We start from the raw sequence: 22,144 nt of genomic DNA on the forward strand, positions 1-22,144 counted from the left end.
GTCTATTCTGTACTAAATGGCATCGGAGGTTTCTGGGCAGCATTTTGTTACTGGCTCACCATACACTGTGGACTCTCCGAAAGTATAAAACGCTTCCCAGTCCACACCCTGCGGGTCCGTGATCCACGACTTCTCCGACTTGGCATAGCAGCAGGTACACTTTCCTTCCTCCCGGATGGCCCCTTTGGCTTCTTTCAGGCGACCGTATACTTCGCCCAGTTCCTCCTCGCTCTCAGCCTGTATGCCCAGGTGTTCAATGCCGGCGTTTTCCGGGTGATGCGAGATAGCGAAGTTTACGCGCGGGTCTTCCAGCATCCACTTGGCGTAGTCGGGTTTCAGCACGGTCGGCTCAGTGCCGAACAAAGCAATATAGAAGGCGGTAGATTCCTCCAGGTTTTTTACTCTTACGTTTACGTGAAATCTTTTCATGGCTCTGTCTCTTAAGATGTTTTGTTCTTGTTACACCCTGATGACGGAGCCACTTCTGAAAAGACGCAGCTTTCTGAGAAATATTTTCTGGTACCGCTAAAAAATCCCGCCAGTGCGCACTAGCGGGATTAAGGTTCCTTTGCCTCCTAAAGTATAAACCTGGCCTCCCGGGCAGGGAAACCATTCTGTAGCAAGGCCTACATACACAAGTTCTCTAACGGTAGCTTTGCTACCATGGGTCTGTCGGGCGCATTACGCTGCATGCTTTCGAAGTCGAGGCAAAACCGGATGGTATAACCCAGCGGGTAATCTGTGGTGAGGGCCGTGCTGCCAAACTCCTTTATCTTCCCCGGGCTCAGGTTCACCGTGAAAAGGTAGTTCAGGTTTCGGGCTATCTGGGGCAGATCCTCCGGAAAAACGGAGAAGCCGAAGCCGCCATATTGTGCCTCCCCACCCAGCAGCCTGTCGAACATTCCGGGTTCGCGGGAGTAATAGTTTACCATAAACTTGCCCACCGAGAACTCATCTATACTATCCACGGCTGGTACGGCAACCGGCATAAAAGTAGTAAACTCCCCCGGATGCATCCCCGTCACGATCAGCATATACCGCTCCTCGCCCTCCCGGTACAGAAAGCAGTCGCCAAACCGGAAATCCTGTTCAGGATTGTCTCTTATGCTCAGTTCCAGGCGCCCGCTTTTTTCCCCAAACTCCCCGAACTTGTTCTGGTGCATACAGCCGGCACACAACCCGATAACAAGCATTGCAAGTATGATCTTTCTCATCTTCTTCACCTCAGAGGGTCCAGCTTACTGCAGGTTCTTCACGAATACCACCTGCTCCGCGTCAGCTTTGATCACATTGTTATAAAACTCCACCAGTTGGGTGTACGTTTCGGGTGTGAAACGGCCTTTGTGCATCTGCATGCGGCGCATGTAAGTTATGCGCTGGCCGTCTACCTTCACGGAGGCACTGTACTCGCCAAACACGGATGTATGCTGTATTGCGCGCGGCAGGTACTCCACCGAGTAGCCAGCCGGTACTTCTATTTCCACCGTGTCCACATCCAGGTACGCCAGCGTACGCACCACATCGGTCAGGCGCTTCTCCTTCTGGTTAGGCACATGCGTCCACTTGCTCATCAGGTTCGGGCTAATGAACATACGCTTGCCGCTCAGGGTGGCGCACTGGCGCAGGCTCAGCTCTAGTTCCTCGGTTACGCTTGGCACGCGCTCCTTTTTCTGGGTAAAGCTATACTTGCTGATCTCAAAAGGCGGGGCCGAGGTGTTCTCGTAGAGCCACTTGCGTTGGTCTTCTGGTTTGCGGTAGGTAATAACCTTGTCGCGGGTTTCCTGCTGTATGCCGGTGTAGTGGGTGCGCACGGTGGCGGTGCCGCTGCCGGTCTCGGCCAGTTTCACGTGTATTCTTCTGATCTGCTGGTTATCGGTGGCGCCGTACGCGGTGGTCTTCACCAGTTTTCCTCCCTCCGGTGTGATGAGCAGCGCGTGGCGGTCGCCGGTGAAGCTGCCGTTGTAGCCGGCTGCCTCGGTCTGGCTGGTGCACTCCAGCCACATGGTATCCTGCGCCATCGGCACGCTAAGGATGACGTGGTTAAACTGGCTGCTCGGGAAGTCGGTTCTTATATCCGGTGTGCCCTCCCCGGCGTTTATCAGCGCGTAGTAAGACTCCACCCCCACGGCCTGCAGCATGGCCTGGGTATAATTAGAGAGCGCCTTGCAGTCGCCGTAGCCCTTGCTGTCGACAAAGCTTGCCTCGAATGGCTGCCAGCCGCCAATGCCTAGTTGTATGGATACGTAGCGGGTTTTGCCCTGCATGTACGCATACACCAGCCGCACCTTCTCCTCTGTGGTTTTGGCGTTTGCCGTCAGTTGCTGCAGTTTGGCTACCGTTTCAGCAGGCAGCTTGCCGCGCCCCTCGTTCAGTTTATTTTGCCAAAGGCCGAAATCCTTCCAGGTCTCCATACTTCCTCTGTAGCCATCCACCTCGAACTCGCTAGGAGCAGTAAGCACCATCGGCACCAACTCGCTGAAGCCTGGCCCATAGGGCTCGCGGCTCACCGGCTTCAGGTTGCTTACCTGCCAGGTGTAGATCTGGTGGGTGGCGCTTTGGCTCAGTTTCGCCTTCTCGGGCAGGTTGCGCTCCAGGTAGCGCAGCTTGGTGTTTATTGGCACCTGCACCTGCAGGCTGGCTTTCTCCACCGACAGGTTTTCCTCGTTCTGCGGGAGCCAGCGCGGGTAAAACATCATGTTCGATTGCGCCACCTCGTACTCAAACTCTACGGTGTAGGGGTACACGCTGTACTCCAGGCTGGCAATCTTCACGCGGCTGTCCTCATACACTGAGATGCTGCTGATGGCGCTTATGTCTTTTATATCGCTGTTCTTGAGCTTCTTTATACGATTGCCAAACCGGTCGTACGAGGTGCCGCTGATGCTGCTCACCTTGCTCATTTTGTTGTAAGGCACGTAGAGCGTGGCGCGGTGGTCGCCGTTCTCGTTCAGGATGGTAATGGTGGTCTTGAAGCGCCGGGTGCCGCTGCTGACGGAGTTTACGGTGAACACCGTCTCCTCCGAGCGGATAACCACATTGGCCTCCTTGCTTAGCTCAGTCAGCGTTGCATTGCCGCCGGCAAACACCTGCGGGGCCAGCAGCAGCCAGCACACCAGGGCGCTGAGCCAGTTATACTTTCTGTTCGTTCGTAGCATAGCCGATCATCTATAAAACTAGTAAAAGGCGGCGGGCCGAAGCCTGCGGCGGCACATAGCCTGGCAAGCTTCAGCCTTTCAGCCATACGTCAGGTTAATTTGCTGCTATTTTCTTTAAGACGATCTGCTCGGCGTGCTTGGCGATGATGCGATTGTAGAGCTCCTTCAGGATAGGGTACTCCTCAGCGTAGAACACCGGCTTGTTAATGTTCAGCCTGCTCATTACCTGCAGCGTATTGCCCTGCTGCTGCACCATGTACATAAAGCGGCCGCCGTTCTCCGGCAGGCTCAGAGCTATATTTTGCGGCGCCTCCTCTACCTCGTAGCCTTCCGGTATGGTAAAGTTACAGATATAGGTCTCGTCTATCGGGGTGCCGAAGTCTACCGGGTAGAGGCGCTCCTGTAGCTTAAACGGGTTCTCCTTCTCGCCACGGCCCAGCATCGGGTTCAGGTAGATAATGTCGTTGGAGCGGCCACTGCCGTTTACGTTGATGCCGTAGGTGATATCCACCGGGCTTTGCAGGTCGTTCAGGTTCTTGATCTCCGGGGTGAGGAGCTTAAAGTCGCCCACCTCCTTGGCCAGGCGCTCGACATACTTGCTCTCGCCTTCCTCCAGTATCGTTCGGCGCAGGCTTATGGCACGGTAGCCCCCGGCAGACTCGCGGCCGGTACCCACGATCTCACCCTGGCTGTTCATGGTCAGGTTGGCGCTGATAAGCCGGGTATGGTTTGCGCCCGGCGTGAGGCTCACCCAGCGGCCCGCCTCTTTTTTGATCAGGCGGCCCTCCCCGTTCAGGCAGCGGGCCGGCAGTACGCCAACGGTTACCAGCGGATCAGTGGCATCCAGCAGGTACTCTTTATCGCCCACCTGCACCTGCGAAATCACGTAGTTGAACTTGCTCACCATCGGCGACATGGCCGTATTGATGCGCCCATGGTTGCGGGTGCTTACCAGGACAGGAGAGGCGTCAAAGCCGGCCTCCAGCAACATAGAGGTTAGCAGCAGGTTTATGTCTGCCGCGGTGCCGGTGCGCTCGTCCCAGGCTTTGCGGATGGTGGTATTAGCGTAGACCCCGTAATTGCCGTTCCATTTCATCCGGTTTTTCACCAGGTCGAAAATGGCCTCCAGTTGCTCCGGCTGGCTTTTATACTTGCCCTGGATGGCAGCCAGCTCGCTCTTGAAGAAGCTGCTGCGGTTTAGCTGCACGCCAAACTTATCTGCCGTCATAAGGTCTGAGGTTACTTTCTGCCAGTCGCCGGTCATGGTGCGGGGGGCCTCGCCTGGGAACTGCACGCGCTGCAGTTCAAACTCTATCTTAGACTGGTAGTCGCGGATGGTGGTGATATACTTCTCCTCTTTTAGCGCCGGCACGTCCTTCATAATCCACACGTAGGCGTTGTTAAGCATATCCGGCGATGCCTTGGCGGAGCCGGTGGCGGCTTCCTTCAGGCTCTCATTCTTGTACAAACTGTGGTATCCCTGCATCAGGAACTTGTAATCGAAGTACCCCGGTATGCGGGCGCGGTACTCGCTCCAGGCCACCGGAATGCTGTGCTGAAACTCCCAGTCGCGGAGGGTGTAGATAAACTCTGAGTCGGAGGTAATGGTATAGCTGATGTCGATCACCGAGCCCTCCTTTACGTTCGGCATGGTAAACTTCTTAGTGTGCCTATACTCTGACGCCTGCTCGTCGAATATGCTTTTGCTCTCCAGCTTGTCCTTCGTTACCTTGCCGTTCTCCAGGTTATAGGTAAACCCTTTTATCGAGCCTACCCGCTCTTTGGCAGAGCCCTTCTGGAAGTAGGGCACCACCACATCGGCCCAATCATAACCCGACTTTTTGAAGATCTTGATGCGCATCTGGCGCTCAAAGACCACCTTCAGTTCCCCGATGTACTCGATACGGGTGAAGCCATAGTCCGAAAGGATAACGGCAGCGGCGGAGGTGTCTTTGTCGTAGGCGCTCATCCTGAGCTCATCTTCGGATACTTTTCCGAATTTAACGGCCTGTGCGGTGGCCTGGTGGGAAAAACCGGCCAGAACAAGGGCCAGTACAAATAGTTTTGTAAAATTTGCTTTCATAGGCAATGCTAAAAGAGTTGATAACTGTGTTGGCTGTGCAATTCATGGAACCTGTCAACTTATAGCCGCCCTGCCATAATGCTTACCTCGTTAGCATTATATAAATGGAGAGCACTATAATTCCCTATAAAGAAAGCCATATTTTTATATATATTCAAAATAGGCAATAAATTTTTTAGAACAGTTTTTCACTATGATCTTCACGGAATGTTACAAAACAGGACTTACGGAGGCTGCGGCACGCTTTTGTAGCAATGCCTGAAGAGAATTAAGACAGGCCCGGCATTCCGGGCACTTTGAAAAAGCCTATCCTATTGTGGTAGTTCCTTTATACTTTGGCGCCGGCTTACCTTGTATAAGTCTTAAACAGAACACAGCGACCCATAGCATAGCTGCTATAATTTTGGCGGAAGACGGGCCGTAAAATCAGGGTGGTGAAGGAGTGTGGTACGGTGCGGGAAAGTATGAACGGGGGGAAACCGGGCAAACAAAAAAGCAGTGCGGCAGCCAGATAGAATAAGGCTGCCGCACTGCTTTATGCGTTATACAGAGTTATACTTACAGGTACTCCGTGAAATTCTTTTTGTCGGACCAGAACTCCCGGCAGGCTTCGCGCTGCTCTTCTATAAACTGAGAGTTCTTCTTGAGGTCTTTCCAGTTGCCGTAGCCCAGGCGCTCACACATCCTGAAAAAGCTATCGCCCTGGTTCTTCTGCCCTTTTACCCGTACTAGCGAACTGAGCAGCGGGCGGCCCTCCCGATACTCCCGCTCCGAGATCTCATCTATCACTTCGGTCAGCATGGACTTTTCGTGCGGGTTTTCGAGGTTCAGGCCGAGTTCTGCTTCGTAAATAAGGTTCTGAAAAGACATGAGGTGTGCTCTGCCGCGAGCTACTTGAATGAGTTTCTTTCGTACGCGTGAATTCATCTGTGGAATATAAAATGAGGTTACACAGGCAGCACTCCGGAGCGTTGTAAAGAACACCGAGGCTTGGTTCCTGCACTACTTTTAAACTATAATATATACTTATAAACGCATAGAAGTCGAAAAAGGTTTCATAGTAAGTGCAATTTGACTCTCACTTTAGTGCAAAAGAAGGCATACATCTTGCAGGCCATACTTAGCGCAGCTGCCGGGGCTGTTTCTCGGAGAGGTATTTCCAGTAGCGCCGGGGAATGTGGCGCAGGTGCAGCTTCGGGTTCCTGCGCTCTGGAATGTTCACGTTATCAAAGTATACCTGCCAGAGCTGCTGGTACACATCCTCCTCTGCGTCTTTGGCTTCCGCCGCCAGGGAAGTATGGCGCTGGTGCGGGGGCAGCTCCAGGTTTATGAACGAGACCTGGCTCAGGTCGTAGTAGGCGCCATAGCGGCGGTTGGTGTCGTAAATGGCCCAGCGCTGGTCGGCGTAGCGCTTCTCGAAGTGGCGCACGATCAGCGGCAGCACATTGAAGTCGGGGGAGATGGTGGCAAAGTATAAACCGTCGGCCGTTTTCTGAAAACGCACAAAAGCCTCCATGCGGTGCTTCTCGCGGTGCACCTGTTTGGCCGCCTGCTGCACCTGCAGCACACAGGGTGCCGCGTAGTTACCTTCTATACTTTGCGCGGAGCCAAACACCAATTTGATGTAGTCGAAGAGGATTTGCTCAAAGCCAGGCTGCTCCCACAGGAAGGTGTGGTAAAGCACCTGCTGCGCGTTTATACTTAGCTTTTTCTGCAGCCCCTGCCACACCCGCCCGGCCTTCTCCTCATCCGTCACCACGGTAATATGCTCCCCGAACATGCTGGGCTGCGCCAGGTGCTCCTGCTGTATGCTGGTGGGCCAGGCCTTGCGCTCAAACGCCTCGAACACCACCGTCAGCAGGCCCTCAAAAGTGCCGTCGTAGGTATAAAAGTGCATGTCTCAAGTATAAACCGGGCAGAAAAGCAGGCGGTGTTATTTGCCTGTGTTGCGGCTTTTGTCGGCGGCATCGGCCTTGGCGCGCGCCGAGAGGCTCTGCAGCTGCGGCACTAGCATGTTCAGTTTGCAGTACAGAGATACGCGGGCTACTTTCTGGTTCTTTCTCATGACTAATACGTTCTTCGGTTGGATTGATTTGGAAGTATAACTTGGTATAGATGATCTCTTCTTTCGCTCTTTCATGCCGCTTTCCTTTCCCTTTGTTTGTTAACCTACCTGCTTAAACAGGTCCAGTTGTTGGGTGAGCAGGGTGCTGCGCACCGATCCCTCGCCAAACAATATCTTTCTGCGGATAAGCTCCGACGCATACTCCTGACGCTGTAGGCTTTTGGTCTGGCAGGTGATAAAATACTTCGCCCGCTTCAGCACCACGCCCATCTGCCGCAAGTGCTCAAAGTGGAGCGGCGTAAACCTTCTGGCCGACACGATCTTCTGTGCGCTTTTTACCCCAATGCCCGGCACCCGCAGGATCAGCTCATAGTCTGCCGTATTCAGCTCCACCGGAAACGCGTGGCGGTTGCGCAGCGCCCAGCCCAGCTTCGGGTCTATGTCCAGATCCAGGTGCGGATGCTGCTCATCCACAATCTCCCTGGCCTCAAAGCCGTAGAAGCGCATCAGCCAATCGGCCTGGTAAATGCGATTCTCGCGTATAATGGGCGGCTCCGTGGTGATCGGCAGGCGGTTGTCGCTGCTGATAGGCACGTAGCCGGAGTAGTACACGCGCTTCAGGCTGTAGTCTTTGTAGAGCTGGCTCGAGAGCTGCAGGATCTGGTGGTCGTTCTCGGCCGAGGCGCCCACAATCAGCTGCGTGCTCTGCCCCGCCGGCGCAAAGCCCGGTGCCGACTTAAACAGCTTCTTCTCCTCGTTGGCCTGCACCAGTTGCCGCTTTATGCTGCCCATAGGTTCCAGCACTTCCTTATAGCTCTTCTCCGGGGCCAGTTGCTGCAGGCTCACTTCTGAGGGCAGCTCAATGTTCACGCTCAGTCTGTCTGCGTACAGCCCCGCCTCCTTTATCAGCTCCTCGCTGGCACCCGGTATGGTTTTCAGATGGATGTAGCCGTTGAACCTGTGCTCCTGCCGCAGCTTTTTGGCCACCCGCACCAGCCGCTCCATCGTATAATCCGCATTTTTGAAGATGCCCGAGCTCAGGAACAAGCCCTCGATGTAGTTGCGGCGGTAAAAGTTGATCGTCAGGTCTACCACCTCCTGCACTGTGAAGGCGGCACGTTTCACATCGTTGCTTCGCCTGGTGACACAATAGGCACAGTCGTAAATGCAGTGGTTGGTCAGCAGTAGCTTCAGCAGCGACACGCAGCGCCCGTCCTCGGTGTAGCTGTGGCAGATACCCATTCCCTCGGCGTTGCCCAGCCCCTTGTTCTCGTTCCTGCGCTTTCCGCCGCTGGAGGAGCAGGAAACATCATACTTGGCAGCATCTGCTAAAATTGTTAGCTTCTCTATCAATCTGTTTTCCATTCCACTGGGCTTCTGTACTTTCAACGGGTTAAAGATACCAGCCCTGCTGGTATAAAACCAATATTCTTAGCAATATTTTATCCACATACTTATCTACAAGTGTTCATAAACTAATTTTATTAGCACACCTAAGTATAACTTAGTCTCCCTCAAATAAGCTTAAACATGCTTGTATAGCTATTTTATAGGCCTTTGCAGCTACTTCCGGCGGCGGAAAGCGTTATATTAGGAGGTTGAAGTAAACCGGACCACCACGCGCATACGACTTATGCCTTACCTGCACCCTACATTAAAGCCGCTGTCGCTGGCATGCCTGCTGTGCATGCTGCTGCTCTGCGTCAGCGTGTGCCAGGCACAGGTGCAGCCGCAGGATACGGTGCAGCAACAGCTCCCCCCGCAAGACACCACCAGGCAGAACTTCAACGACCGCATCATCCAAAACCTGAAGCAGATGTCGGAGCGGAAGACCATTATGGGCAAGCTGCTGAAGGCCCTGCTCGACTTTGACCGGAACGAGGAGGAAGTGTATGGCCTGGATGCCGAGCTGATCCAGAAAGAGTATGAGCTGCACAACTATAAGATCGTCCGCCACATCGATATCCTGACACTGGACCCCTTCGGCTACTCAATCAACGACACCTCGCGGGCCCCCCGCAACTTCTTTGAGAAGGCCGGCAACTCGCTGCACATGAAGACGGGCCGGGGCGAGGTGCGCAACAAACTGCTTTTCCGGAAAATGGAGCCGCTGGAGCCGCTGGCGCTGGTAGAGTCGGAGCGTTTGCTGCGCCAGACGCGCCACATCCTCGACGCCCGTATTATCGTGAATGAAGAGACCACCACCAACGACAGCGTAGACGTGTTCGTGATCACCCGGGACATCTTTAGCTTGGGCGGATCCGGCTCCTACACCCCCTCCTCCGGCAAGGGCCGCATCACGCTCCGCGAGCTTAACTTCCTAGGCCAAGGCCACCAGATAGAGGGCACTTATAAATTTAACCTGGACCGGCCGCGCCCCTGGGAGGCTGCCGGCTTTTATACCATAGAAAACATCGGCAGAACTTACATCACCGCCGATGTGGCCTACGTGGATGAGAACTACTATCAGGAGAAGAGCTTTTTCCTGCACCGCGATTTTTACTCGCTCAATACCAAGTATGCGGGTGCCGTGGGGGCCAGTTGGATAGATGAGCGCATCCTGCTGCCAGCCCAGCCCGACGACTCGGTGGCGCGCTTCGGCTTTGTAGGCTATAACCGGCAGGATGCCTGGCTGGGCCGCACCCTCAAGTTTAAGTCCTACAACCTGGGCTATGAGCCCCGCGGCCGGATCATACTTGGTACCCGCGTCATCAACACCAATTACAACACCACCCCCACGGATAACTTCCAGGACAACATCCTGCTGCTGGGCAGCGTGGGCTACAGCATCCGGAAGTATTACAAAGACCGCTTTATCTTTGGTTTCGGCAGGACAGAGGACATACCCGTGGGCACGCTTTTCTCCGTTACGGGCGGTTACCAGGATGGCACTGTGTGGGACCGGCGTTATTTTGGCACCTCGCTCTCCTTTGCCAGGTACGGCACCAGCTTTGGCTATCTCTACAGCCGGGTTGGCTACGGCACTTTTATCCGGGATGACCGCTGGGAGCAGGGTGTACTGGACCTGGAGACCATGTATATTACGAGGTTGGCTGAGTGGGGCAACTGGAAACTGCGGCACTACCTGCTCGGCCGCGGCACTTTCGGCATCAACCGTCACCCCGAGGAGCTGCTCTCCATCAACAACGAAAGCGGCATCCGGGGCTTCCGCTCCGACCTGGTGCGCGGCACCCGCAGGGCCTCCTTTAACTACGAGGCCAACCTCTACACGCCGCTCTCGCTGCTGGGTTTCCGCCTCGCCACCTTTGTTTACGCCGACCTGGCCTGGCTCTCCTACGGCAACCAAAGCTCCCCTTTCAGCCAGAAGCCCTACAGCAGCTACGGCATCGGCTTCAGGCTCCGGAATGAATTTACCTCCTTCAGCACCATACAAATCACACTGGGTTATTACCCGCAGCTGCCGCCCAACAGTAACATGCGCGATTTCAGGCTGTATGAATCTTCGGCGCCCTTCTACGACTTCCGCAACTTCCAGTTCGACCGCCCCGGCGTGGCCGAATTTTACTAGCTTTTCGTATCCTTTTGGCGCGTTTGCCGGTTTATAGGGTGGTAAACCCTAAACAGAAATTACGCAACTATGAAAAAAGTTAGAGAGAAGAACGAGTATGAAGGAAACCCGGTAGGACTGTCGAAAGAAACGGCTACGGCCATGGCCAAAGAGCTGGACCGCCACCTGGCTTCCTTTATTGTATTATACAACCAATACCACAAGCACCACTGGCTGGTGGAGGGCCCGCAGTTCCGCGACCTGCACCTGTTTTTTGAAGAGCATTATACTCAGATACACGAGCAGTACGACGCCATTGCCGAGCGCCTGACCGTGATGGGCTACTGCCCTACCTGCCACCCGGCCAACCAGCTGAAGATCGCTTACCTGGAGCACGAGGAAGAAGGCGAGTTCCGTATCCGCGAGATGCTCAACAAGGACATGGATGATGAGAAAACCATTGCCGTGGAGCTGCGCAAGTCTATCAAGAAGGCATTTGAGCTAGAGGACTTTGCCACCAAGTCGCTGCTGGAGGGCATTCTGCTGACGACCGAGGACCGCTGCCACCACATCGAGCACTTTTTGGGCGAAGACAGCCTTTCCATTGGCCTGATTGCCCGCCCTGGCGATATTATGGAGGATGGCGAGGCCGAGGAGTCTAAATCCAAGCCTAAGAAGAAAGCGAAGGCTTAACATGGCCCGAGCAAGTATAAAGTATAAACCCCGGTGGCGAGAGCTGCCGGGGTTTATACTTTATAACTCAAGTTGCGATTAACCCACCCCTGCACTTCATTGAGTAGATCGCAACTTGGGTTTTATACTTGCCTTTACCAGCCGTTGCACTGGTGGTTTCTGTTTACACTTGCAACTCTTACCCTGAAGCAAGTGGTGCTAAACTCCGGGCATGTATTCACCTCACCCCGGCCCTCTCCTAAGAACAGGAGAGGGAGCTGTGTAAATGCTGCTGCTGAAGCATAAGTTTCATTTCGCTGGTATCGCGCGAACAGGTCGCGTATAAACTCACCCCTCCCCCCCTAGGAGGGGAATTCTGTACTTGCTATACTTTCCCTGTCATCCCGATTGAAGTGAGGGATCAATTGGGAATTCTAAAGAGATCTCTCATTTCATTCGAGATGACAAAAAAGCTGTGGCTATTGAACGATTCCCAGTCCTTGGGTTGAGCGCCTTGTAGATTTCCGGTTTCGCTTCAGCGAAATTGCGGAGACCGCAGGTCAAGCAAAGGAAATGTACACCGCGCGATGCCCAAGGACGAGCCCTCTCGGGCTGGAGAGCACCAAAGTTAGAGGTGCAACAGTAGGCTTGTGGGAACTACAGGATCAGCGGTCGCTAGAAAGTATAGCTTGTGTCACGTTGCGGGAAGCAGCGGCTAGGAAAGTAAGGCCGAAGTATAAATGTATGGCTCTGCGAGCCAGTCGGGTTACAAACCCAACATCATAGTAGGACACGAGTTGCAAACTCGCGCCAGCAGAAGGATGTCCGGAACAGCAAGTATAAAAAGTATAACTCAAGTATAAAGAGACACAAGCGGATGCTTGCGCCAGCGAAAGTAAGAAGCAAGTATACAAGTATAAAAGTATAGCCTAAGTATAAAGTTGGCTTTCCCAAGCCAGCCGAGTCAGAGACTCGACACCACAGCAGGACACAAGTCTGAAGACTTGCGCCAGAAGCTGGAAGTATAAAAGTATAGACAAGTATAAGCAATGCCTGCTTCATCCCTTAATTCATAAAACACCCTGCTCAAACGTAGACTTATCAACAACAAGCATACTTTATCCCTAATATCTATTGTTGCAACTTTTAAGCCCGCCTGCTTTTTAGTAGATTTGTAAAGGGAGTGCAGCCGCTGCACCAAACACCTCGTAAGCAATAATAACATGGTTGATTTAGGTAATTACAACGAGCTGGAGATAGCGCGTGAAGTGGACTTTGGCGTATACCTCTCCTCCGACGACGGAGACATTCTGCTGCCGGGCAAGTACCTGCCGGAAGGCGCAAAAGTAGGCGACAAGCTGCGCGTGTTTGTGTACCGTGACTCCGAGGACCGTATGATTGCCACCACCCTGGAGCCTTATGCTACTATAAACGAATTTGCCTGCCTCACCTGCACCGACGAAACCCCGTTTGGCGCCTTCCTGGACTGGGGACTGGAGAAGGACCTGCTGGTGCCGCTCAACAACCAGAAAAACAAGATGCAGGTGGGCCGCAAGTACTGCGTGTACGTGTACCTGGACGAAAGCTCCGACCGCGTGGTGGCCACCTCCAAACTCGGCAAGTACCTCCACAACGAGGACATCCAGCTCAGTGAGGGCGACGAGGTGCAGCTGCTGGTGGCCGGCCTCACCGACATCGGTATCAAGGTGATCATCAACAGCGCCTACATGGGCATTCTTTATAAAAATGAGGTATTCCAGGACCTGCGCATCGGCGACAAGACCACCGGCTACATCAAGCTCATCCGCCCTGATAATAAAATAGACGTGACGCTGCGCAAGCCGGGTGTGAACCAGAAAGAGGAGAAGGACGAGGCCGCCGACAAAATCATGCGCTCTTTGGAGCAGGGCAGCGGCTGGATGCCTATCTCCGACAACAGCTCGCCGGAGGATATTTACCAGACGCTGGGCATGAGCAAGAAAACTTTTAAGCGCGCTATCGGCAGTTTGTACAAGGCCGGAAAGATTACCATTGAACCTGACAGTATACGGCTGCGGAAGGATTAATACCCGCCTCTCCGCCACCCGCATACGCGCTACCATACAGTACCTGACGTTCTCACTTTAAAACCTACCCCGCCCTGACAAGGCGTGGCCCTGACGTATGCTTACTAAACTTTTACCTTTCGCGCTTATACTTAGCCTGTGCGCAGGTGGCGCGCGCGCCCACGGCAACAACGACGACACAGAAGCAGAAACAACCAAAGCCAGCAAAACCTCCAAGGTCATGCGCACGCAGGTGGCGCCCGTACTGGACGGGCACCTGGAGCCTGAAGTATGGCAACAGGTAAACCCCGCCCGCAACTTTTACCGGTACGACCCGCTCAACGGCAAACCCTCCTCGCAAGAAACGGAGGTATACATGCTCTACGACAACGACGCTGTGTACATCGGTGCCCTGCTGCGCGACACCGCCCCCGACTCTGTACTTACCCAACTCGGCCAGCGCGACTCCGGCGAGAACAACTCCGATATGTTCGGCGTGTACCTCGATACGTATAACGACAAGCAAAACGCCTTTGCCTTTCTGGTGTCTGCGGCCGGTGTGCAAACCGATATCAAGCACTCGCAGGGGAGCGAGGACTGGAACTGGGATGCTGTGTGGGAAAGCAGCGTAAGAACACACGAGGAGGGCTGGACCGTGGAGATGCGCATCCCCTACAGCGCCATTCGTTTTCCGGAGGCCGAGGTGCAGACCTGGGGCGTGAACTTTATGCGCGTGATTCGCCGCAACCGCGAGAAATCCTACTGGAGCCATGTGGACAACTCTGTGAGCGGTTTGATAAACCAGGCAGGCCGCGTGATCGGTATCGAAGGCGTGAAGGCGCCGGTGCGGCTGCAGTTTATGCCCTATGTATCGGGCTACGTGAACCACTATTCTTCTAAAGACAGCGAGAGCGACGCCAAAAACTTTACCCACTCGGTAAACGGCGGCATGGACGTGAAGTATGGGATCAACGATGCTTTTACGCTGGATGTAACCCTGATCCCGGACTTCGGGCAGACACAGTCGGATAACCAGGTGCTGAACCTGGGGCCGTTTGAGGTGAAATACAGCGAGAACCGCCAGTTCTTTACCGAGGGCACCGAGCTGTTCAACAAGGCAGGATTATTTTACTCCCGCCGCATCGGGGCCGCTCCCGTAGGCCGCGGGCAGGTGGCCGACCAGCTAAGAGAGGGCGAGGAGATCACCCGCAACCCGGTGGAGACGCAGTTGCTGAACGCCGCCAAAGTATCGGGCCGGACGCGCCGCGGGCTAGGCATCGGCCTGTTTAACGCCTTTACCGGCACCACCTACGCCACCGTGGAGGACTCGCTGGGCAACACCCGCCAGGTACTCACCGACCCGTTTACCAATTACAACGTGTTTGTGCTGGACCAGACACTGCCGCGCAACTCCTACGTAACCTTTACCAACACGAACGTGACCCGCGCCAGCGGCTTCTACGATGCCAACGTAACGGGCCTGCGCATGCGCTTTGCCGATAAGAACAACATGTTTGCCCTGACCACCGGCGGCAACCTGAGCCAGCAGTATGGCAAGGACGAAGGGAACAGCGTAAGGCTGGGACACCAGTACTCGGTCAACGTGAGCAAGATAAGCGGCAACCTGCGCTACGGCATCAACCATAATGTAGAGTCGGACACCTATGATATAAACGACCTGGGCTTCCTGAGCAACAACAACGAAGTATACACCAGCGCCAGTATCAGCTACAACTTCTATCAGCCCGTTTGGAAGTTCCTCTCGTGGAACAACAGCTTTAGCGTAGGACACAGCATGCTGTACGACCCCAGCAAGTTTATCTCCCTGGATCTGAGCGCCAGCAGCAGCGTGCGCTTCCGCAACTTTACCAGCCTGTGGGGAGGCCTGTCGGTGCGCCCCGGCGAAAGGTACAATTACTTTGAGGCACGCACGTTTCCGCAGGTATTCGTGCAGCCGCCGGCGGTTAGCTCCAACATTGGCTTCAGCAGCGACTACCGCAGGCGCTTTGCCCTCGATGCCAGCACCAATTACTGGCGCTCCCGCCGCTACGAGCAGAACAGCTGGTCCTTCAGCCTGTCCCCGCGCTTCCGCGTAAACGACAAGCTCTCCATCGTGAACGGCAACAGCTATAGTATAGACAAGCGCAACATTGGCTTTGCCGATAAGTATGAGGACGCCGGGCAAAACACGCACATCCTGTTCGGCGACCGCACCCTCACCACCGTCAGCACCACCATCAGCAGCGCCTATATTTTCAACGAGCGCTCGGGGCTTACGCTCAACATGCGCCACTACTGGTCCAGGGCGGCGTACAAGGAGTTTTTTGAGCTGACAAAGCAGGGCCTGCTGCAGCCAACCACCGCCGAACAGGATGTGTATACTTCCGCCATCAGCGATATCAACTACAATACCTTTACCATGGATTTGGTGTATAGTTGGCGCTTTGCGCCAGGCAGCGAACTACGCGTGGTTTGGAAGAATTTTATTGAGGACAGGGCCAATACGATAGAGAACCGCTATTTCGATAACATGTCCAATACCTTTGCTGTGCCGCAAAACAACAATTTCTCGGTGAAACTGCTATACTTTATAGACTATATAGCGCTTAAGAACGTACTTTCTGCATAAGCAAAGAACCTCATGCAAAAAGTAAGAACCGCATTGATAGCCGGAGCCAGCGGACTGGTTGGCGGGCACCTGCTCTCCCTGCTGCTCAGAAGCGAACGCTATAGCCAGGTCATCTCCATTGGCCGCCACGAACTGCCGCTCATCCACCCCAAGCTGGACCAGCAGGTCATCAACTTCGACAGGATGAAAGACTATGCGGCGGATATGGTGGCCGACGATATTTTTTGCTGCCTCGGCACCACCATCAAAAAGGCTGGCTCCAAGGAAAACTTCTATAAGGTAGACCATACCTATGTCACCCAGCTGGCGGAGATTACGGCCCGCAAGGGCGCCATACAGTTTTTAGTAGTATCGGCCATGGGGGCTGATGCCGGTTCCATGATCTTCTACAACAAGGTGAAGGGCGAGATGGAGCGTGATGTGCAGCAGCAGCCCTTCAACACCGTCCATATTTTCCGACCCGCCTTGCTGCTGGGCGAGCGGGAGGAAAAACGCAAGGGCGAGGATCTGGCAAGCAAGCTGATGAAGCCGCTGAGTGGGCTGATGATCGGGCCACTGGAAAAGTATAAACCTATAGAAGGCGAAACGGTGGCCCGTGCCATGCTGGCTGCCGCCAAAGCCGAGCAAGCCGGCAAGTATACACACCCATCAGACGAGATAGCCCGTATGGGCTCCTAACTTTGGCCGCACTCCCCGCGTAAGCGCCCTTTTAGCAAGTATAAAACTATGCCTATGCCCAGCAAAAGCCTGCAACGCGTATTCCCGAAGGCGATGCGCTACGACCCTGACTGGGTGCGCCGCCACTCCATGGGCGAGAACGTGCTCTTTAACCTCGAAAGCCTCACCAAATCGCTGCAACTCAAGCCGGGCATGCGCGTGCTGGACCTGGGCTGCGGCAAAGCCATCAGCTCTATCTTTCTGGCCAGGGAGTTTGGTGTTACGGTGTATGCGGTGGATGAGGCCGTGTCTGCCAGCGACAACTACCAGCGCATCTGCCATGAAAACTGCCAGGATAAGGTGATACCGCTGGAGGCCGATGCCCGCGCCCTGCCCTTTGCCCAGGAATATTTCGACGCCGTGATTGTGGTGGACTCCTATACTTACTTCGGCACCGATGAGAAGTACCTGCCCTACATTGCCCGCTTTATAAAGCCCGGCGGCTGCATTGCCATTGTAGATGTATGCTTTACCAAAGAGATTGAATCACTGGATCAGGTACCTGGATTTTTGCGCGCGGACTATCAGCATTACTGGTACTTTATACATACGCTGGGCTGGTGGCGCAGGCTCTGGGAGAAAACCGGGCTGGTGCACATAGAGGCTGCCGAAGAGCTGAAGGAAGCGGGGCTGGTACGGGAGCATTATATTAAAGACTTCGAGGAGTCCGAAGAGGAAGACCCGTTTGCCAAAGCGCTTCAGCTTGACAAAGAGAACTTTATCTCGTTTTTCAAACTCATTGGGCTCCGCACCAAGAAAACTGCTTACCTGCAGGATTACAAAAGCGAAGAGAAAACATAGCCCCTCCCTGATAAATATAGTGCAACAGTCAATAGAACTTGTAATTTTGCGGTCGCTGTGCCGGGCTTGCCTGCCGCAGTAACTGCAACATTTCAACTTAACCAAAGCAATGAGATCTATTACGAAACTGACACTTGCGCTGGCGTTTGTACTTTTCGCCGCCATGGGCGCACAAGCACAGAGCGGCTACTCTACAGGCATAGGCCTGAGAGGTGGTGCTGCCTCGGGCCTTACCGTGAAGCACTTCATCAAGAGCGATGCGGCTATTGAGGGCATCCTGAGCACAAGCTTTAAGTACAGAGGCACCGTGCTTACCGTGCTGTACGAAAAGCACGCCCAGGCTTTTAACGCCAGCGGCCTGCAGTGGTACTATGGCATCGGGGGCCACATCGGTTTTTGGGAAGGCCGCCACTACTACGACCGCCACCACAAGCACTACCACGACGACGTGGTGGGCGTGGGTATAGACGGCGTGCTGGGTCTGGAGTACTACATCCGTGACATCCCCTTCACCATCGGTGCCGACATCAAGCCCTACATCAACATCCCGAGCGGCGGTGGTTTCTGGGACACAGCCCTGCACGTGCGCTACGTGTTCTAGTAAATCATACGATCAAAGTATAAAAGAGGCCCCGCTAACGTATAGCGGGGCCTCTTTGCTTATCAAAGCTGCGCCCGCAGCCTGGTCCCTTGTTTAGTCTGATTCTAAATTTCGCTGAAATACGAGTTTACCGCAAACAAGCGCTGCGAAAGGAAAGTATAGCTATACTATAAACAAACCAATAGACCTATGGAAGCAACATGTAACCACTGCACCCACTGGGAGCAGGATCCCAATAAAGTACAGCTCCAAAGCAACGACTTTGGGGTATGCGATGAACTAACCGGACAGCATGCGCTGGAGCCATCCTACGTGCTGCCTCTGGTGCACGAGGCATCAAGCGACCTGAAGCCTAAAAAGTTTGAAATGATAACCGGTGCCCAGTTTGGCTGTAACCACTTCAGTGAGCGAAAGCGTTGGGTGTAAAGTGAAACAGCAAGTATAAAAACGGCCCCACTATACTTTAGCGGGGCCGTTTTTATACTTGCTGTTTTAGTGTGTTAAGTTATAGATCAACTCACCAATAGACTCTCCTACCATCAGCCCTGCACAAAACACGACAACAAGCGCTGCTGCAATCACGAGCAAAGGAGGGCTGGTTTTACAGTTTTTAATTTTCTCCAACATCAGCATTAAGTTTAGTTTTTGGCTTTTATCTGATTTGATTATCAAGCAATCAAATCAGATAAAACAGATAAGTATAACTATACCAATTTCATACTATATACAAAAAGAAGGAGGCAGCCAAACGTGGCTGCCTCCTTCTTTTCCTTTTGCTTAATCCAACTCAGCAGGCTAAAACGCAATATGCAGCAGCGCATCGCCCTGGTTCACCACCGGCATGTTGTTTAGGCCCACCACGTAGCCCGTGGCCGGGGCGTTCAGGCGTACCTCCATCTCGCCGTAGGGGTCGGTTATACTTCCGATGTGCTGGTTCTTCTTCACGAAATCGCCAATGTTGATGAAGGTGCGCCAAAGGCCAGCGTTCTTTGCCCGCAGCCAGATGTCTTTCATACAGGTGACCGTTGGCTCCGAGGGCTCTGGGCAACTGGCCGTCATGCCTAGGTGGTGCAGCACCCGGCAGGAGCCCTCAATGCCCATGTTTATACCTTTCTCATCAAAGCGCAGGCTCTCGCCGGTCTCGTACACCAAGATAGACTTGCCTAGTTTCCCGGCCTCTTTGCGCAGGGAACCCTGGCGGTAAGAGGCGTTCATGATGAACGGCGGGGCAAAGGCATTGGCCAGCTCCTGGTTCCTGTGGTCGCTGAGCACGCAGCGAACCTGCGGGTAGTTGGCGCGGCTGCGGCCACCGGTATGGAAATCGAGGCCATAGTCTACGTAGGGCATCACCTCCTTCATGAAACGGTGCGCTACCCGGCTGGCCAGCGAGCCGTCGCGGTTTCCCGGGAAGCTACGGTTCACGTCCTTGCCATCGGGCACCTCCCGCGAGAAGTTCAGGAAGCCGTAGATGTTGAGCACCGGCACGGCGATGATCGTGCCTTTAAGCGGATAGAGCATCTTTTTGGCAAGCATGCGCCGGATAATCTCCGTGCCGTTCACCTCGTCGCCGTGCATGCCGGCCATCAAGAGTACCACCGGCCCATCGTGCACCGAGCGGAAAACATAAACAGGGATCTCAATAACGGTACCGCTGGGCAGCTTGCTGATCACCAGCTTGGTCAGCACCTTTTCCCCACGGTCTATACTTCTACCATTGATAACAATCGTCTCGGGCATGCTACTCACTTACTTTCTTTTTGGATCGCTTGATGGGCAGCTTCTCCACGTACTCTATAATTTTGCCTGCTATATCTTTGCTGGTGGCCTTCTCGATGCCCTCTAGCCCGGGCGAAGAGTTTACCTCCAGAATAAGCGGCCCGCGCTTAGACTGCAACATATCCACACCGGCTATGCCCAGGCCCAGCGATTTGGCAGCCAGCAAGGCGGCGGCTTTCTCCTGGCGACTCAGCCTGATGAGTTGGGCCTTGCCTCCCCGGTGCAGGTTCGAGCGGAACTCGCCCTCCTTGCCCTGGCGTTTCATGGCCCCCACTACCTCTCCGTTCACGATAAAGGCACGAATGTCGGCGCCGCCGGCCTCGGAGATGAACTCCTGCACGATAATGCGCGCCTTCAGGTTATGGAATGCCTCAATAACGGATTCAGCGGCTTTGCGCGTCTCGGCCAGCACTACCCCCAGTCCCTGAGTGCCCTCCAGCAGCTTGATCACCAGCGGTGCGCCGCCTACTTCCTTCACCAACCCCGAAGTTTCCTTGGAGTAGTTGGTAAAGGCAGTCTTGGGCAGCCCCAGGCCGGCACGGCCCAATATCTGCATCGAGCGGAGCTTGTCGCGGGAGCGCACGATGGCCTGGGAGTCCACGGCGCTTTTCACCTTCATCATCTCAAACTGGCGCACCACGGCCGTGCCGTAGAAGGTAACCGAGGCCCCGATGCGCGGGATAACAGCATCAATATCCGTCAGGCGCTCCCCTTTGTAGAGGATGTGCGGATCACCCTGCTCTATCACCAGGTCGCAGCGCAGGTGGTCGAGTACAACGGCCTGGTGCCCCCGCTGTTCCGCTGCCTCCACCAAACGGCGGGTAGAGTACAACTTTGGGTTGCGGGAGAGAATAGCAATTTTCATAAATGCTCTTTATTTCTGTTTGTGTTTGATCTTATACTTGTGGGCCAGGTTCTTTTTGGCTACATCTACTATAAAACGGCCCTGCAGCAGCTTTCTGCCTATCAGCACCGGGTACTTCATGTCGCTGCGGTCTGAGAGCGAGAATTCAGCTTCTATCTCCTCCTCAAAAATCTTGATCTTGGTACGGATCACGTAGCGTTCCTGTCGCTCTCCTATCGAGCTTTTTATTTCCCGCAGGTCATACTCGGTAAACTCCAGCTTTTTGTGGTTGTACTGCGGGTGCGAGGGGTCCAGCAGGTCCAGGGCAATGACTTTGGTGCCGTCCGGACGCACTTCCTCGTGTATGTCGGAACAGTGGATAGCCGAGGTATAGGCACCGGTATCCACCTTGGCCTCTATCTCTTCGATATCAAGGCCCGGGAAGGAGACCAGCTCGCGCCGCCCGATCAGCTTTTTTTCCGGCTTGGGTTTGTTGTGTTTTTCCTCTCTCATCAGCGGTTAAAGATAGTGCGATAATCAGGATTTACGCATTACCCGTGGTGAAATTAAACAAAGTATAAAACTGGCTTTTTGGTTCATGGATGTTGTTGTTTTATACTTTGTTTAATTTCCCTCCTCTGCTGGCGCAGGTCTTTATACTTGCGAATTACTTTCCGGTCGGGTTTGCAATTTCATTCGCTTGCTAGGCCATGCTTTATACTTGGGCTATCTGATTTATGCTTAGGTCATACTTTGTACTTGTCTGCATCAGGATTTTCAGAATGCAGGAATGAGCAGGATTTTATACTTCATCTATACTTTTATACTTTATCCCTTTCATGGTGCAAGTCTTCTGACTAGTATCCTATTATGGAGTCGGGTTTGCAACCCGGGTGGCTTGAAAAGCTATACTTTTTACTTCTGCTGGCGCAAGCGTCCGCTTGTGCCTTTTGTGCTTAGGCCATACTTCCATGAGCCGCTGCTTCCTGCAACTTGATCCAAGCTAACCTTTCCAAACCACCGCTGACCCTCTAGTTCCCACAAGCCTACCGTTTCATTTTCGGCTTTGGTGCTCTCAAGCCCGAGAGGGCTCGTTTTCCTGCTCGGCGCTGGGAGCTTTTCCTTTGCTCCTACGTCGCAATGCCTCGCTCACGCTCGCCACCGGAAAAACTCGCATAGGCGCCTCACAGAAAAACTGGGATCAAGTTCGATAGCTGCTGCCTTTGCTATGGAACAAGTATAAGTCCC

At 54.0% G+C, this 22,144-nt stretch carries 20 protein-coding genes; 8 read left to right on the forward strand and 12 right to left on the reverse strand.

The features are described from left to right. Nucleotides 1–12 precede the first annotated feature (12 nt). From OH144_RS14160 to OH144_RS14195, 8 genes are all read right to left on the reverse strand, one after another. Nucleotides 13–429 carry an ArsI/CadI family heavy metal resistance metalloenzyme gene (locus OH144_RS14160; RefSeq protein WP_266202904.1) on the reverse strand — a complete coding sequence of 139 codons (417 nt, stop codon included), beginning with the start codon at nucleotides 427–429 and terminating at the stop codon, nucleotides 13–15. A gap of 197 nt (nucleotides 430–626) precedes the next feature. Beyond that, entirely contained in the window at nucleotides 627–1,223 is a 597-nt protein-coding gene (locus tag OH144_RS14165; protein ID WP_266202905.1) for a hypothetical protein, read from the reverse strand. Between the two features lie 15 nt (nucleotides 1,224–1,238). Continuing rightward, on the reverse strand, nucleotides 1,239–3,155 hold the full coding sequence (locus tag OH144_RS14170) for a DUF3857 domain-containing protein (protein ID WP_266202906.1): 1,917 nt from the start codon (nucleotides 3,153–3,155) through the stop codon (nucleotides 1,239–1,241). A 94-nt stretch (nucleotides 3,156–3,249) separates the two neighbouring features. After that, nucleotides 3,250–5,238: a DUF3857 domain-containing protein gene (locus OH144_RS14175; RefSeq protein ID WP_266202907.1), complete on the reverse strand. Its 1,989-nt coding sequence runs from the start codon at nucleotides 5,236–5,238 to the stop codon at nucleotides 3,250–3,252. A 558-nt stretch (nucleotides 5,239–5,796) separates the two neighbouring features. Beyond that, nucleotides 5,797–6,165 (reverse strand): hypothetical protein, encoded by a 369-nt coding sequence (locus OH144_RS14180; protein WP_266202908.1) that lies wholly within the window; start codon nucleotides 6,163–6,165, stop codon nucleotides 5,797–5,799. A gap of 193 nt (nucleotides 6,166–6,358) precedes the next feature. Next, on the reverse strand, nucleotides 6,359–7,135 hold the full coding sequence (locus OH144_RS14185) for a TIGR03915 family putative DNA repair protein (RefSeq protein WP_266202910.1): 777 nt from the start codon (nucleotides 7,133–7,135) through the stop codon (nucleotides 6,359–6,361). A gap of 36 nt (nucleotides 7,136–7,171) precedes the next feature. Continuing rightward, nucleotides 7,172–7,303: a hypothetical protein gene (locus OH144_RS14190; RefSeq protein ID WP_266202912.1), complete on the reverse strand. Its 132-nt coding sequence runs from the start codon at nucleotides 7,301–7,303 to the stop codon at nucleotides 7,172–7,174. Between the two features lie 99 nt (nucleotides 7,304–7,402). Beyond that, nucleotides 7,403–8,668: a putative DNA modification/repair radical SAM protein gene (locus OH144_RS14195; protein WP_266202914.1), complete on the reverse strand. Its 1,266-nt coding sequence runs from the start codon at nucleotides 8,666–8,668 to the stop codon at nucleotides 7,403–7,405. 268 nt (nucleotides 8,669–8,936) lie between these two features. On the opposite strand from OH144_RS14195, the gene OH144_RS14200 reads away from it, so the two are divergent. From OH144_RS14200 to OH144_RS14235, 8 genes are all read left to right on the forward strand, one after another. After that, nucleotides 8,937–10,832, forward strand: a complete 1,896-nt coding sequence (locus tag OH144_RS14200; protein ID WP_266202915.1) for a BamA/TamA family outer membrane protein — start codon at nucleotides 8,937–8,939, stop codon at nucleotides 10,830–10,832. A gap of 69 nt (nucleotides 10,833–10,901) precedes the next feature. Further along, complete coding sequence (locus tag OH144_RS14205) at nucleotides 10,902–11,504, forward strand: Dps family protein (RefSeq protein WP_266202916.1); 603 nt, start codon at nucleotides 10,902–10,904, stop codon at nucleotides 11,502–11,504. Between the two features lie 1,202 nt (nucleotides 11,505–12,706). Further along, nucleotides 12,707–13,549 (forward strand): CvfB family protein, encoded by an 843-nt coding sequence (locus OH144_RS14210; protein WP_266202918.1) that lies wholly within the window; start codon nucleotides 12,707–12,709, stop codon nucleotides 13,547–13,549. 97 nt (nucleotides 13,550–13,646) lie between these two features. Beyond that, nucleotides 13,647–16,157 carry a DUF5916 domain-containing protein gene (locus OH144_RS14215; protein WP_266202920.1) on the forward strand — a complete coding sequence of 837 codons (2,511 nt, stop codon included), beginning with the start codon at nucleotides 13,647–13,649 and terminating at the stop codon, nucleotides 16,155–16,157. 12 nt (nucleotides 16,158–16,169) lie between these two features. Then, nucleotides 16,170–16,835, forward strand: coding sequence for an NAD-dependent epimerase/dehydratase family protein (locus OH144_RS14220; RefSeq protein WP_266202921.1), 666 nt, complete (start codon nucleotides 16,170–16,172; stop codon nucleotides 16,833–16,835). A 54-nt stretch (nucleotides 16,836–16,889) separates the two neighbouring features. Continuing rightward, a complete protein-coding gene (locus OH144_RS14225; RefSeq protein ID WP_266202922.1) occupies nucleotides 16,890–17,675 on the forward strand; it encodes an SAM-dependent methyltransferase in 786 nt (261 codons plus the stop codon). A gap of 109 nt (nucleotides 17,676–17,784) precedes the next feature. Further along, nucleotides 17,785–18,276, forward strand: a complete 492-nt coding sequence (locus OH144_RS14230) for a hypothetical protein (RefSeq protein ID WP_266202923.1) — start codon at nucleotides 17,785–17,787, stop codon at nucleotides 18,274–18,276. A gap of 189 nt (nucleotides 18,277–18,465) precedes the next feature. Beyond that, nucleotides 18,466–18,702: a hypothetical protein gene (locus OH144_RS14235; RefSeq protein WP_266202924.1), complete on the forward strand. Its 237-nt coding sequence runs from the start codon at nucleotides 18,466–18,468 to the stop codon at nucleotides 18,700–18,702. Between the two features lie 66 nt (nucleotides 18,703–18,768). Here OH144_RS14235 and OH144_RS14240 read toward each other — a convergent pair whose 3' ends face one another. The 4 genes from OH144_RS14240 to OH144_RS14255 all read right to left on the reverse strand — a co-directional run bounded on the left by OH144_RS14240 (nucleotide 18,769) and on the right by OH144_RS14255 (nucleotide 21,409). Next, nucleotides 18,769–18,903: a hypothetical protein gene (locus tag OH144_RS14240; protein WP_266202925.1), complete on the reverse strand. Its 135-nt coding sequence runs from the start codon at nucleotides 18,901–18,903 to the stop codon at nucleotides 18,769–18,771. Between the two features lie 168 nt (nucleotides 18,904–19,071). Then, nucleotides 19,072–20,013, reverse strand: a complete 942-nt coding sequence (locus tag OH144_RS14245) for a succinylglutamate desuccinylase/aspartoacylase family protein (protein WP_266202926.1) — start codon at nucleotides 20,011–20,013, stop codon at nucleotides 19,072–19,074. A gap of 1 nt (nucleotide 20,014) precedes the next feature. After that, nucleotides 20,015–20,917 carry a 30S ribosomal protein S6--L-glutamate ligase gene (rimK, locus tag OH144_RS14250; protein WP_266202927.1) on the reverse strand — a complete coding sequence of 301 codons (903 nt, stop codon included), beginning with the start codon at nucleotides 20,915–20,917 and terminating at the stop codon, nucleotides 20,015–20,017. A gap of 9 nt (nucleotides 20,918–20,926) precedes the next feature. After that, entirely contained in the window at nucleotides 20,927–21,409 is a 483-nt protein-coding gene (locus OH144_RS14255; RefSeq protein WP_266202928.1) for an ATP-dependent zinc protease family protein, read from the reverse strand. Nucleotides 21,410–22,144: the final 735 nt, after the last annotated feature.

It is taken from the genome of Pontibacter kalidii (genome assembly GCF_026278245.1).
GTDB classification, from domain to species: domain Bacteria; phylum Bacteroidota; class Bacteroidia; order Cytophagales; family Hymenobacteraceae; genus Pontibacter; species Pontibacter kalidii.

What these genes read in the sequence shown, in the direction of transcription:
- OH144_RS14160 (WP_266202904.1), bottom strand. Translation starts at nt 429, where the DNA reads ATGAAAAGATTTCACGTAAACGTAAGAGTAAAAAACCTGGAGGAATCT.
- OH144_RS14170 (WP_266202906.1), bottom strand. Translation starts at nt 3,155, where the DNA reads ATGCTACGAACGAACAGAAAGTATAACTGGCTCAGCGCCCTGGTGTGC.
- OH144_RS14175 (WP_266202907.1), bottom strand. Translation starts at nt 5,238, where the DNA reads ATGAAAGCAAATTTTACAAAACTATTTGTACTGGCCCTTGTTCTGGCC.
- OH144_RS14180 (WP_266202908.1), bottom strand. Translation starts at nt 6,165, where the DNA reads ATGAATTCACGCGTACGAAAGAAACTCATTCAAGTAGCTCGCGGCAGA.
- OH144_RS14185 (WP_266202910.1), bottom strand. Translation starts at nt 7,135, where the DNA reads ATGCACTTTTATACCTACGACGGCACTTTTGAGGGCCTGCTGACGGTG.
- OH144_RS14190 (WP_266202912.1), bottom strand. Translation starts at nt 7,303, where the DNA reads ATGAGAAAGAACCAGAAAGTAGCCCGCGTATCTCTGTACTGCAAACTG.
- OH144_RS14195 (WP_266202914.1), bottom strand. Translation starts at nt 8,668, where the DNA reads ATGGAAAACAGATTGATAGAGAAGCTAACAATTTTAGCAGATGCTGCC.
- OH144_RS14200 (WP_266202915.1), top strand. Translation starts at nt 8,937, where the DNA reads ATGCCTTACCTGCACCCTACATTAAAGCCGCTGTCGCTGGCATGCCTG.
- OH144_RS14205 (WP_266202916.1), top strand. Translation starts at nt 10,902, where the DNA reads ATGAAAAAAGTTAGAGAGAAGAACGAGTATGAAGGAAACCCGGTAGGA.
- OH144_RS14210 (WP_266202918.1), top strand. Translation starts at nt 12,707, where the DNA reads ATGGTTGATTTAGGTAATTACAACGAGCTGGAGATAGCGCGTGAAGTG.
- OH144_RS14215 (WP_266202920.1), top strand. Translation starts at nt 13,647, where the DNA reads ATGCTTACTAAACTTTTACCTTTCGCGCTTATACTTAGCCTGTGCGCA.
- OH144_RS14220 (WP_266202921.1), top strand. Translation starts at nt 16,170, where the DNA reads ATGCAAAAAGTAAGAACCGCATTGATAGCCGGAGCCAGCGGACTGGTT.
- OH144_RS14225 (WP_266202922.1), top strand. Translation starts at nt 16,890, where the DNA reads ATGCCCAGCAAAAGCCTGCAACGCGTATTCCCGAAGGCGATGCGCTAC.
- OH144_RS14230 (WP_266202923.1), top strand. Translation starts at nt 17,785, where the DNA reads ATGAGATCTATTACGAAACTGACACTTGCGCTGGCGTTTGTACTTTTC.
- OH144_RS14235 (WP_266202924.1), top strand. Translation starts at nt 18,466, where the DNA reads ATGGAAGCAACATGTAACCACTGCACCCACTGGGAGCAGGATCCCAAT.
- OH144_RS14240 (WP_266202925.1), bottom strand. Translation starts at nt 18,903, where the DNA reads ATGTTGGAGAAAATTAAAAACTGTAAAACCAGCCCTCCTTTGCTCGTG.
- OH144_RS14245 (WP_266202926.1), bottom strand. Translation starts at nt 20,013, where the DNA reads ATGCCCGAGACGATTGTTATCAATGGTAGAAGTATAGACCGTGGGGAA.
- rimK (WP_266202927.1), bottom strand. Translation starts at nt 20,917, where the DNA reads ATGAAAATTGCTATTCTCTCCCGCAACCCAAAGTTGTACTCTACCCGC.
- OH144_RS14255 (WP_266202928.1), bottom strand. Translation starts at nt 21,409, where the DNA reads ATGAGAGAGGAAAAACACAACAAACCCAAGCCGGAAAAAAAGCTGATC.